This window comes from Sphingorhabdus sp. (assembly GCF_044374345.1).
Classification (GTDB): Bacteria; Pseudomonadota; Alphaproteobacteria; order Sphingomonadales; family Sphingomonadaceae; genus Sphingorhabdus_B.
Genome location: NZ_JBILOS010000015.1, coordinates 21,184 through 32,035, shown reverse-complemented (window position 1 = coordinate 32,035; position 10,852 = coordinate 21,184). Strand labels below are relative to the sequence as shown.

The window sequence follows — 10,852 nt, the reverse complement described above, 5'->3', positions numbered from 1 at the left end:
GAATAAGGCAGGAGCCGCGTTGCGTTTCTAACCAAACACAAAAGGCCGGGCTCCCACAAAGAGCCCGGCCTTTTTTATTGTGTGTGCCCCGGCGCAGGCCGGGGTCCAGACTTCGGTATAGTCCTCCAGCGATAGCTGGACCCCAGCCTTCGCTGGGGAACACAAAAAGGAAGTTAACATGGGTTATCGTATCGTAGTTGCAGGCGCGACGGGCAATGTTGGCCGCGAGGTCGTCAATATTCTTGCCGAGCGCGCATTCCCTGCCGATGAAGTGGCTGTGCTGGCGTCATCGCGCAGCCAGGGCATCGAAATCGAATATGGCGATACCGATAAGATGCTCAAAATCCAGAATATCGAGAATTTCGACTGGTCGGGATGGGATATGGCGATTTTCGCCATCGGTTCCGAAGCGACCCAGAAATATGCACCGATTGCCGCTGCTGCAGGCTGTGTGGTCATCGATAACAGTTCGTTGTTCCGTATGGACCCAGATGTCCCGTTGATCGTGCCTGAGGTCAATCCAGACGCGATCGACATCTATAAGCGCAAGAATATCATTGCGAACCCGAACTGCTCGACAGCGCAGCTCGTCGTCGCGCTGAAGCCGCTGCACGATTATGCGAAGATCACGCGCGTCGTTGTCTCGACATACCAGTCCGTTTCGGGCGCGGGCAAAGAGGGTATGGATGAATTGTTCGAGCAGAGCCGCAACATCTTCGTCGGTGACAGCGCGGACGCGAAAAAATTCACCAAGCAGATCGCTTTCAACGTCATTCCGCACATCGATAGCTTCCTCGACGACGGCTATACCAAGGAAGAGTGGAAGATGATGGTCGAGGTCAAGAAAATCCTCGATACCAAAATCAAGCTCACCGCGACTTGCGTGCGTGTTCCTGTCTTTGTTGGCCACAGTGAAGCGGTCAATATCGAATATGAGCGCGAAATGTCTGCAGAGACTGCCCAAAACATCCTGCGTGAAGCGCCTGGCATCATGTTGATCGATAAGCGCGAAGATGGCGGCTACACCACACCTGTTGAAGCTGCTGGTGATGATGCGACCTATGTGAGCCGCGTGCGCGAAGATCCGACGGTGGAGAATGGTCTTGCGTTCTGGTGCGTCTCCGATAACTTGCGCAAGGGGGCAGCGCTGAATGCGGTGCAAATCGCCGAACTTCTTGGACGTCGGCATTTGAAAAAGGGATAAGTATATGGGGCTGCAAGCCGATGTTTTTTGGTCGTTTCGCAGCCCTTATAGTTATCTGGCGACGCGGCGTTATCGCGCGCTGGCCGAACAATATGATCTGACCATCAACTTGCGTCCGGTCTATCCGTTGGCAGTGCGTGAGCCCGACTTTTTCGAACGCAGTCATCCCAATTGGCTGCGCTACACATTTACGGATATGTTTCGCGTCGCGCAGTTTCACGACATTCCGTTCGGTCCGCCACGACCTGATCCGATTGTGCAGGATGTCCGCACCCGTAAGATTGCTGATGAGCAGCCCTATATCTTCCGCCTGACGCGTTTGGGGCAGGCGGCTGCACGCAGGGGCAAGAGCCTCGCATTTTGTGATGAGGTATCACGCCTGATCTGGGGCGGTGCCGAAAACTGGCATGAAGGGGATCATCTCGCTGGCGCAGCGACGCGCGCCGGACTGGACTTGGCTGAACTGGATGCTGAAGCCCTCAGCGATGCTGAAACGCTCGACGCCGAGATTGCGGCCAATCAAGCGTCTCTCGAAGCATCGGGGCATTGGGGTGTCCCGACATTGGTGTTCGACGGAGAGCCGTTTTTTGGACAGGACCGCATTGATATGGCGGTATGGCGGATGCAGCAAAAGGGTCTTGTTGCGCGATAAGCCTTATCGTCAGTCGGCCATAGCGGGTTGCTGTCCGGGGGCGGCTGCACCCGGCTTCAAAAAGAAGATCAGCGGGCTGATGACGATCAGTACTATCATCATCAGTTTGAAATCATCGAGATAGGCAATCATTGCCGCCTGTCTGTTGATTTCCAGGTTCATCATTTGCAATGCAGCCTCCCCGATCCCGCCGAGGCGGTCGGCGCTCGCGGGGTCAATTGCGCTCATAGACGAAGACGTGACGTGCGATGCCAGGTCTTCATGGCTCGTCTGCATGTTGCGCGCCAACATGGTGGTCATGATGGAGATACCAAAGCTGCCGCCAAGGCTCCGGAACAGATATAGCAGGCTGGAGCCATCTGTACGCAGACGCATGGGCAATGTCGAAAATGCGATGCCGTTAAGCGGAATGAAGACAAAGCCCATGCCAAAACCCTGAAACAAGCCAGTGTACACAATCAAGTGCCAGTCCATGTTCAAGGACCAGCGTGTCATGACCCACATCGATGCTGCGGTCATTAAAAAGCCGGCAAAAACAACGATGCGCGGATCTACCTTACCGGCAAGTTTTGCCGCGATGAACATTGCGAGCACGATGCCGACACCTCTGGGTGCCAATAATATACCGGTATCATATACCGAATAGCCGTAGAGATTTTGCAGCATTGGCGGCAGCAACGCGAAAATGCCGAACATCATCATACCAACCAACAGCATCATATTCAGCGAGATAAAAAAGTTACGGTCGGTGACCAAAAGCCGTTCAAACATTGGACGATTGGTTGTTATTTGATGCATCGTAAACATCCAGAGAGCGGCCACGACAACCAAAAGCTCAATGATGATTTCCCAACTTTGCAGCCAATCTTCCTGTTGGCCGCGATCCAACAGCAACTGCAAGGTGGCGAGGCCAATAGCGAGCATCGCAAAACCAAAACGGTCCAGTTCACGGCGATTGATGGGGCGTGAAGGCAGCAACCACCACAATAGGGCCAGCGTTGGAATGCCGATGGGCAGGTTAATGTAAAACACCCAGCGCCAGTTGTAATTCTCGGTCAGCCAGCCGCCAATCATGGGGCCCAATATTGGCGCAATCATGATGCCCATGCCCCAGATGGACATCGCCCGCGGCGCCTCCGACGGCTTATTGATATCCAGCATGATCGTTTGGGAAAGCGGGCCAATGAATGCCGCGCACACACCTTGGAAAATACGGAAAGCCACCATCTCGGTGAGGCTTGTCGCAATGCCGCACAGCATAGATGCGAGAATGAACCCGGCAACTGCGCCCAGAAACAGATTGCGTGAGCCGATCCTGTCGGCAAGCCAACCCGTAATGGGCATGGCCACTGCGCTGGCGACGATGTAGCTTGTTAACACCCAGGTGATGGTGTCCATCGTCGCGCCAAGGCTTGTCTGCATATGCGGGATGGCGACGTTGGCAATGGTCGAATCCAGAATTTGGATAATCGTCGCGCCCATGACGGCAAGCGTCAGCAGCCCCTTGTTTTTGACCGGATAAGCGGCTTGATCGAGCGGATTATTTATTGGTGTCGATGCGGACATGGGCCGACAATCCTGCAATCATTGCACGCTTTGGCTTGTCGGTAATCGATATCCGTACAGGGACGCGCTGCGTTACCTTGACCCAATTGCCATTCGCATTTTGTGCCGGAAGGACAGAAAATTCTGAGCCCGTGCCAGCGCCAATGCTTGCTACCTTACCGCGGACTTTTAGGTCGGGATATGCATCAAATGTGATTTCGGCAGGTTGGCCAACGCGCATATGCGCAAGATCGGTTTCCTTGAAATTGGCCTCAATCCAGCTTTTGTTGCTCGCGACAATCGTCACACCGGGCAATCCCTGCACCATCATTTGGCCAGGTTGCAAACGTTCAGCCTGACTTACGACCCCAGCGATAGGCGCGCGCACTTCGGTGCGTGAGAGGTTAAGCAGGGCCTGTTCGCGTTGAGCTTGGCCTGCCTTAATGGCTGGATTTACGCCGGGCGCCGCCGATCCCGTGGCGAGTGCTGCGCGTGCCTTGGTTGCGTCGGCTAGCGCTGAGGCCACGCGGCTCCTTGCGTCGGACAAGGCATGTTCTGCGGCCTGCAACCTAGCGCGGGTGGTGAAGCCAGCCTGCATCAGAGCTGATTGCCGCTGATATTCTTTTTCATAATAGGCGACATCTTCACGTGCGCTCTCGATATCGACACCCGTGGTTTGAAATTCGGTCTGGAGCGCTGAAACGCGGACCTGCGCTGCGGCAATGGCGGCGTCGGCTTGCGAAATGGCTATACGATACGGCTCTGGATCAATCCGGAACAACAGGTCGCCTTCTTTCACCACGTCATTTTCACGGACAGCGACTTCAACGATCCGCCCTCCAACCTCAGCGGAAATCGACACCTTGTCTTGCTGGACATAGGCATTGTCGGTCGACACATAATGGTCATTGGCAATGTAATAGGCAGTTGCTCCGCCAACCAGCACCAAAGGAACCGAAACCATTAACGCCAATCGGCCAAGGCGCCCCGACTTTGTCTTGGTCGTTGTCCCAGCATCAATTTTTGGATCAGCCTCAGCCATTCGACACCTCATGCGGTTTACGGGTTAAGTTGGCACGAATGACGTTCAACATTGCTTCCAATTCTGTTTGTTGCGTTGCATCCAAGCCGGCCAAAGCATCATCAAACAATGCAAGGGCGGTTGGTCGCAGAGCTTCAATTTTTTGTTCGCCTTGTGCCGTTAAGTGCAGCCGCCATGTACGGCGGTCATTGGGGTCCGCTCGGCGTTCGACGAGCCCCGCATCCTGAAGGCGATCCACCATTCTTCCGAGCGTGATCGGTTCGACGTCAAGCATATCGGCCATCGTAACCTGCGCGCTTCCATCGAAACGCTTTAGCAGCGCCAGCACCCGCCATTGTGGCCGTGTCACGCCAACGGCGCGGGCGCGCTCATCGAAAGAACGCCGCAGCAAACGCGCCGCATCACCCAATAGGAAGCCTAAATCATCACTCATGCCGTCGATATAATAGCTATGCTTATTATGTGCAATAATTTTGGGTGCGGCGCGCAAAAATATGGAAAACACTTTCCGGATCAATCTACGCGTGCCAAACCAGAGACATCCGCTGACGACAGAAGAACGACACAATATATGATTGAATCCAACAGCTTCGAAACATCCGACGGCACGGAAATCGTCTGGCGTGAAACGGGGCAGGGGCGTCCCTTATTCCTCATCCATGGTTTCATGTCCGAGGCCGACACCAATTGGATCAAATACGGCCATGCGGCGGCTTTGGCGGGCGCGGGGTATCGCGTCATCATGCCCGACCTGCGTGCCCATGGCCTCAGCGGTAAGCCGCATGCGCCAAGTGATTACCCGCCCGACATATTGGCCGATGACCAATTCGCATTGCTCGCGCATTTGGGGATCGCAGATTATGACCTTGGTGGATATTCATTGGGCGGACGAACGGTCGCGCGGATGTTGGCGCGCGGCGCGCAGCCCGGGAAGGCAGTCATTTCGGGAATGGGTCTGCAAGGGTTGACGCAAACCGGAAATCGCGGCGCGCATTTCCGTCATGTCTTCGACAATTTGGGGCGTCATGAAAAAGGGACGGCTGCTTGGATGGCCGAGGCATTTCTGAAGACAACAGGCGGCGATCCATTAGCGTTGCGCAATGTATTGGAGACGTTTGTCGACACCAGCGAAGCCGAGATTGCCAGTTGGGACTTGCCGGTGGGCATAGTGTGTGGCGAGCAGGATGATGACAACGGATCTGCCGCGGATCTTGCTGCACTCCTGCGCCACGGAAAGCTCTTTTCCGTCCCCGGCAATCACATGAGCGCAGTAACCAAGCCCGAGCTGGGTCAGGCATTTGTAGCGGCGCTGACGACGACATGGTAGTGCCTGCCCATGCCGATTTGCAACCAACACTGGTTGGCGACAAACTATTGCTGCGTCCACTGACCGAAAACGACTGGGACGCAATGTATGCGGTGGCGTCTGACCCGTTGCTGTGGGAAGTCCACCCCGCATGGGATCGGTATAAAGAACCGGTGTTCCGTGAATATTTTGCCGGCGCGATGGCATCGCGCGGAGCATTGGCTGTGATCGACCGTGCTACGAACAGCATCATCGGTGGCAGCCGATATGGAAATTACGCACCTGATCGCAATGAAATTGAAATTGGCTGGAGCTTTCTTGCGCGCGCATATTGGGGTGGAGCCTATAATCGCGAGATGAAGGCGCTCATGCTTTTCCACGCTTTCCAATTTTTTGACAGCGTTCGGTTCAATATTGGCGCAACAAATGTGCGCTCGCGCCGCGCCATTGAGAAAATCGGCGCACGCTTGGATGGTGAATATGTGCCCGAAGCGATTAACGGCGTACCGCCAGTGCCGCATGTCATTTACCGAATGAATCTGAATGATGCCAAAGCGGCGGACATGCTGTTGGAATCGAAGCACAATGGCTGAAAGTAAATTGGAGCGTCGCTTTTGGCGATTTTGGTTGAGTGGTCTGTTGCTGCTTGCCCTGATGATCGCCATGGATCCGGCATTTTCAAACGAGATTTCACCATTCGGCATGCGGGACCATCAAACCGCAGGTACGGCCTTGCGGGTGGATGCTATCCAGGGCGCATGGCAAGCAGCCGGAGTTTTGAATCTTGCGAGATTCGGCATGGCCATCGACCTGGTCTACATCGCGATTTATGCGTTCGGCGCCTATTGCGGCGGGCGGCTATTTTCCCAATCATCAAAGCCTGCTTTGCGGCGGCTTGGTTGGACCATCGCCTTGACAGCTATCATTGGCGGCGCGGCTGACGCCATCGAAACATTATGCCAATGTGTTCAGATAGTGATGCTGAAAGGCAGCGACCTGTTGGCTGGGGTCGCAGCCACTGCGCAGCCGGTTAAAACGATCGCATTTCTCGTTACATTTTTTGGTCTGCTGATGGCGTTATACATTCGACGAACAACGCGCCGGGCGGGTTGACGCCGCCACATGAAAGTTTCACCATCGGAACATATTGTTTTTCCGGGAACCCTTCATGAAAAATCTTGTATCAATCGCCGCGCTGGCATTTGCCTCACTTTCCCTTCCGACCGCCGTGCTTGCGCAGGATTCGGCGCAAGCTTCATCTGCGCCGACCGTGGCTGAGGCAGATGCCTTCGTCGCGACTGCGGAAAAGGACCTGTTTGATTTTTCGATTGAAGCGGGGCGCGTTGCATGGATCAACTCAACCCATATTACGGACGACACCGATGCACTTGCGGCACGCTATGGCGAGATTGGCACCGAAAAATCGGTCCGGTACGCGTTGGACGCGGCGAAGTATCAGGCGCTTCCTGGCCTGTCGTACGACACCAAACGCAAGCTCGATATCTTACGCGGCGGTATCGTGCTGCCCGCGCCGACAACAGCGGGTGCAGCGGCTGAACTTGCTACCATCACCACCAAGCTGCAGTCCGCTTATGGCAAAGGCCGTGGCACGCTTAACGGCAAGGAAATCAACGGTTCCGATATTGAGGCTGCGATGGGGGCAAGCCGCAACCCCGAAGAACTGAAAGAAATGTGGGTGAGCTGGCATGACAATGTCGGCGCGCCAATGGGCAAGGATTATGCCCGGATGGTTGCAATCGCAAATCAAGGCGCGACTGAGCTGGGCTATGCAGATGTCGGCGCAATGTGGCGTTCAGGCTATGATATGCCAGCCGATGACTTTGCCAAGCTGACGGATAAATTGTGGCTTGAGGTAAAGCCGCTCTATGACGAATTGCACACCTATGTCCGCACCCAGCTAAACAAGAAATATGGCGATGCGGTCCAATCCAAGACGGGGCCCATTCGCGCTGATCTGTTGGGCAATATGTGGGCACAGGAATGGGGCAATATTTATGACGTCGTCGCGCCTCCGGGGGCTGGCGATATCGGTTATGATATTGGCGCGTTGCTCGTTGCCAAAGGATACAAGCAAACCGAAGCCGATGATTTTAGCCCCAATCGTGGCAAGGCGGAAAAAGACATGGTCAAGGTCGGCGAAGGCTTTTTCTCATCGCTTGGCTTTGCCCCATTGCCCAAGACATTTTGGGATCGCGCGCAGTTTATCAAGCCCGCCGACCGCGAAGTTGTCTGCCATGCCTCTGCATGGAATATCGACAATGTCGATGATTTGCGTATCAAGATGTGCATCAAGGTTAAATCCGATGACTTCGTGACCATCCATCACGAGCTTGGGCATAATTATTACCAGCGTGCATATAACAAGCAGTCATATCTATATTTGAACGGCGCGAATGATGGGTTCCATGAAGCGATTGGCGATGCCATCGCGTTGTCCATCACACCGAATTATCTGGTGCAGATCGGTCTATTGGATGCCAGCAAAGTTCCCGGAGCCGACAAGGACAATGGACTATTGCTGCGCCAAGCCATGGATAAAGTCGCGTTCCTGCCATTTGGATTGCTGATCGACAAATGGCGCTGGGGTGTTTTCAATGGTTCCATTACGCCAGCCAATTACAACAAGGGCTGGACCGACTTGCGTTTGCAATATCAGGGCATTGTCCCGCCGGTGGCGCGCCCAGCGGACCGTTTTGACGCCGGTGCGAAATATCATATTCCCGGCAACACGCCATATACCCGCTATTTCCTCGCGCGGATTTTGCAGTTCCAATTCTACAAGGCAGCCTGCGATATTTCGGGCTGGAAAGGCCCGCTCCACCGCTGCTCATTCTATGGAAATAAAGAGGTCGGCACGCGATTGAATGCAATGCTGGAAATGGGCGCATCAAAGCCTTGGCCAGATGCGTTGCAAGCATTCACAGGAACGCGCGAAATGTCGGGCAAGCCCATGCTGGAATATTTCGCCCCGCTCATGAAATGGCTCAAGGCGCAGAACAAGGGCGCGAAAAAGGGCTGGTAAGCAAATAGGCCCCGCTGTCACAGGCGGGGCCATTTCGTTTTTGATTAAGCTGAAGTCTTCGGTGGCGTCTTCACCGGTGCCGCCTTTTTTGGTGCAGGCTTTGCGGCTGCAGCTGGCTTAGATGCCTTTGCTGCCGCCGGTTTTGCAGCCGCTTTCGGAGCAGGCTTGGTTGTCACAGCTTTTTTAGCAACGGGCTTTTTGGCAGCTGGCTTTTTCGCTGGTGCCTTTGTCCCGCCGACTTTGCGGTCATACACCTTTTTGCCAGCGACCGCCGCGGCGGCAGTGGCGATAACTGCGCCTGCAACAGCAGCAGTCTTGCCGGGGTTTTCCTTGATCACGGATCCAGCGGTCGCAGCTGCGGTGGACGCCTGATCAACTGCGGATTTTGCCGTCGTCGACGCAGACTGCGCGACCGAACGCGCGCCGCCGGTCAAGCCGTCGGCGAATGCGCGGAATGTATTTAACAGTTTGTTGAGCGGTCCGGTGTTTTCGGGTTTCTTCGGCATGGGCCGTACCTCCTTGGTTATGCTTTAGGGATAATCAATTGCTTCAGTATTCGTTCCTGACCCTATCTAAAGGGCGGTTCGTTAAAGGCGCGAAGTTTGCGACTGTGCAGGCTATTTCCCGCCTCCCGAAGCAGTTCGCATGTCTGGATGCCGATTTGCAAATGGGCGGCGATCGCTTCTTCGTAGAAACGGTTGGCTTGCCCCGGTAGCTTTATTTCACCGTGCAGCGGCTTGTCGGACACGCACAGCAATGTGCCATAGGGTACACGGAAGCGATATCCTTGGGCCGCGATGGTCGCTGATTCCATGTCTATCGCAATCGCACGGCTTTGTGAAAAGCGCAGGGCCGATGCCGAATAACGCAGCTCCCAATTGCGGTCGTCTGTCGTAACCACAGTGCCGGTGCGCATGCGTCGTTTCAGATTGGCACCGCTGGTCCCCGAAACATGCTCTGCCGCACTTGCCAGTGCCTGCTGCACTTCGGCGATGGGCGGAATTGGAATTTCGGGCGGCAGCACGTCATCCAAGATATGGTCGTCGCGCAGATAGGCATGCGCCAGGACATAATCGCCAATCCGCTGCGTTTCACGAAGACCGCCGCAATGGCCAATCATCAACCATGCCTCCGGGCGTAGCACCGCCAAATGGTCGCAGATGGTCTTGGCATTGGAAGGCCCAACGCCGATATTCACGAGGGTAATCCCCGATCTGTCCGGCGCGATAAGATGGTAGGCAGGCATCTGGTGCCGTCGCCATGTGCTGTCCGCAACAAGCTGCGCCGCGTTGTCGGTAGGTTTGTCGACATACAGACCGCCAGCGCCCGACAAGGCTGTATATCGGCCATTGCCAACTTGCGTGCATGCCCAACTGACAAACTCATCCACATAACGGTGGTAGTTGGTAAACAGGATGTAATGTTGGACATCCTCGGCGGGTGCGCCGGTATAATGGCGAAGGCGCGCGAGCGAAAAATCGGTGCGTAGGCCGTCAAACAGAGCAAGCGGCGCGCTGGCATTACCCTTGATCCGAAGCAGTCCGTCGGCGATTTCATCGCCAATGTCGGCAAGCTCTGTCGTAGGGAAATGGCGTGCAAGTTCGTTGGGGCTGACCGTACCCAGTTCCAAATCCGCCGACCCGTCGAGTACATAGGGAAAGGGGATTTCCTGTTTGCTGCGGCCAACCGAAATCTCCAGCTCATATTGTTCCATCAGCAGATCGAGTTGCTCACCAATATAATCTGCAAACAAATCTGGCTTGGTAAATGTGGTCCGGAATGTTCCGACTTTTTCAAGCTTGCCAAATGCAAGGTTGGACTGCGTCTCGCGCTGTTTACCGGCGTAGGTTATGACCAATTCGGGGTAACAGAAATCATTACTCGCGCGTTGGTCGGATGAAGGCGGAGTTCTATCCTTCAAATAATGGGCAAGTGCGGTTTGTAAGCGTTTTACCGAGGCGTCATATTCGGTAACGAGTTGATTAATGATGTTTTGAGCTTGTTCACTAGGCATGGATACACATCACCGAAATTTCCAATTTTCGCAACAAAAAAAGGGA

Annotated in this window: 11 protein-coding genes; 6 read left to right on the top strand and 5 right to left on the bottom strand. The window is 54.8% G+C overall.

Going from position 1 to position 10,852, the window contains the following annotated elements:
* Positions 1-178: 178 nt before the first annotated feature.
* Together ACIQ5B_RS02840 and ACIQ5B_RS02835 are read left to right on the top strand one after the other, a co-directional pair.
* Positions 179-1,204, top strand: a complete 1,026-nt coding sequence (locus ACIQ5B_RS02840; protein WP_395629228.1) for an aspartate-semialdehyde dehydrogenase — start codon at positions 179-181, stop codon at positions 1,202-1,204.
* A 4-nt stretch (positions 1,205-1,208) separates the two neighbouring features.
* The gene (locus ACIQ5B_RS02835; RefSeq protein ID WP_397597700.1) at positions 1,209-1,856 is read left to right on the top strand and encodes a 2-hydroxychromene-2-carboxylate isomerase; all 648 of its coding nucleotides are present in this window, start codon (positions 1,209-1,211) and stop codon (positions 1,854-1,856) included.
* Positions 1,857-1,865: 9 nt separating this feature from the next.
* On the opposite strand, the gene ACIQ5B_RS02830 is transcribed toward ACIQ5B_RS02835, so the two are convergent.
* Genes ACIQ5B_RS02830 through ACIQ5B_RS02820 form a run of 3 tightly spaced genes read right to left on the bottom strand, consistent with a single transcriptional unit; the run spans position 1,866 to position 4,876 of the window.
* On the bottom strand, positions 1,866-3,422 hold the full coding sequence (locus ACIQ5B_RS02830) for a DHA2 family efflux MFS transporter permease subunit (protein ID WP_397597699.1): 1,557 nt from the start codon (positions 3,420-3,422) through the stop codon (positions 1,866-1,868).
* Positions 3,397-4,443: an HlyD family secretion protein gene (locus ACIQ5B_RS02825; protein ID WP_397597698.1), complete on the bottom strand. Its 1,047-nt coding sequence runs from the start codon at positions 4,441-4,443 to the stop codon at positions 3,397-3,399. Before ACIQ5B_RS02825 ends, ACIQ5B_RS02830 begins: the two co-directional genes overlap by 26 nt.
* Complete coding sequence (locus ACIQ5B_RS02820; protein WP_397597697.1) at positions 4,436-4,876, bottom strand: MarR family winged helix-turn-helix transcriptional regulator; 441 nt, start codon at positions 4,874-4,876, stop codon at positions 4,436-4,438. The genes ACIQ5B_RS02825 and ACIQ5B_RS02820 overlap by 8 nt, the downstream gene beginning before the upstream one ends.
* A gap of 138 nt (positions 4,877-5,014) precedes the next feature.
* Between ACIQ5B_RS02820 and ACIQ5B_RS02815 the strand changes: the two genes are divergently transcribed.
* The 4 genes from ACIQ5B_RS02815 to ACIQ5B_RS02800 all read left to right on the top strand — a co-directional run bounded on the left by ACIQ5B_RS02815 (position 5,015) and on the right by ACIQ5B_RS02800 (position 8,792).
* Positions 5,015-5,770, top strand: a complete 756-nt coding sequence (locus ACIQ5B_RS02815; RefSeq protein WP_397597696.1) for an alpha/beta fold hydrolase — start codon at positions 5,015-5,017, stop codon at positions 5,768-5,770.
* Positions 5,764-6,342 (top strand): GNAT family N-acetyltransferase, encoded by a 579-nt coding sequence (locus ACIQ5B_RS02810; protein ID WP_397597695.1) that lies wholly within the window; start codon positions 5,764-5,766, stop codon positions 6,340-6,342. Before ACIQ5B_RS02815 ends, ACIQ5B_RS02810 begins: the two co-directional genes overlap by 7 nt.
* 70 nt (positions 6,343-6,412) lie before the next feature.
* Positions 6,413-6,862, top strand: coding sequence for a hypothetical protein (locus ACIQ5B_RS02805; protein WP_397597694.1), 450 nt, complete (start codon positions 6,413-6,415; stop codon positions 6,860-6,862).
* A 55-nt stretch (positions 6,863-6,917) separates the two neighbouring features.
* Positions 6,918-8,792: a M2 family metallopeptidase gene (locus ACIQ5B_RS02800; RefSeq protein WP_397597693.1), complete on the top strand. Its 1,875-nt coding sequence runs from the start codon at positions 6,918-6,920 to the stop codon at positions 8,790-8,792.
* Positions 8,793-8,836: 44 nt separating this feature from the next.
* Here ACIQ5B_RS02800 and ACIQ5B_RS02795 read toward each other — a convergent pair whose 3' ends face one another.
* Positions 8,837-9,298: a hypothetical protein gene (locus ACIQ5B_RS02795; RefSeq protein ID WP_397597692.1), complete on the bottom strand. Its 462-nt coding sequence runs from the start codon at positions 9,296-9,298 to the stop codon at positions 8,837-8,839.
* A gap of 62 nt (positions 9,299-9,360) precedes the next feature.
* Entirely contained in the window at positions 9,361-10,806 is a 1,446-nt protein-coding gene (locus tag ACIQ5B_RS02790; RefSeq protein WP_397597691.1) for an AMP nucleosidase, read from the bottom strand.
* Between the last annotated feature and the right edge of the window lie 46 nt (positions 10,807-10,852).

Bases quoted from the DNA above. Each gene is read 5' to 3' on its own strand.
- ACIQ5B_RS02820 (WP_397597697.1), bottom strand. From the start codon at position 4,876: ATGAGTGATGATTTAGGCTTCCTATTGGGTGATGCGGCGCGTTTGCTG.
- ACIQ5B_RS02800 (WP_397597693.1), top strand. From the start codon at position 6,918: ATGAAAAATCTTGTATCAATCGCCGCGCTGGCATTTGCCTCACTTTCC.
- ACIQ5B_RS02830 (WP_397597699.1), bottom strand. From the start codon at position 3,422: ATGTCCGCATCGACACCAATAAATAATCCGCTCGATCAAGCCGCTTAT.
- ACIQ5B_RS02810 (WP_397597695.1), top strand. From the start codon at position 5,764: ATGGTAGTGCCTGCCCATGCCGATTTGCAACCAACACTGGTTGGCGAC.
- ACIQ5B_RS02790 (WP_397597691.1), bottom strand. From the start codon at position 10,806: ATGCCTAGTGAACAAGCTCAAAACATCATTAATCAACTCGTTACCGAA.
- ACIQ5B_RS02795 (WP_397597692.1), bottom strand. From the start codon at position 9,298: ATGCCGAAGAAACCCGAAAACACCGGACCGCTCAACAAACTGTTAAAT.
- ACIQ5B_RS02835 (WP_397597700.1), top strand. From the start codon at position 1,209: ATGGGGCTGCAAGCCGATGTTTTTTGGTCGTTTCGCAGCCCTTATAGT.
- ACIQ5B_RS02825 (WP_397597698.1), bottom strand. From the start codon at position 4,443: ATGGCTGAGGCTGATCCAAAAATTGATGCTGGGACAACGACCAAGACA.
- ACIQ5B_RS02815 (WP_397597696.1), top strand. From the start codon at position 5,015: ATGATTGAATCCAACAGCTTCGAAACATCCGACGGCACGGAAATCGTC.
- ACIQ5B_RS02805 (WP_397597694.1), top strand. From the start codon at position 6,413: ATGGATCCGGCATTTTCAAACGAGATTTCACCATTCGGCATGCGGGAC.
- ACIQ5B_RS02840 (WP_395629228.1), top strand. From the start codon at position 179: ATGGGTTATCGTATCGTAGTTGCAGGCGCGACGGGCAATGTTGGCCGC.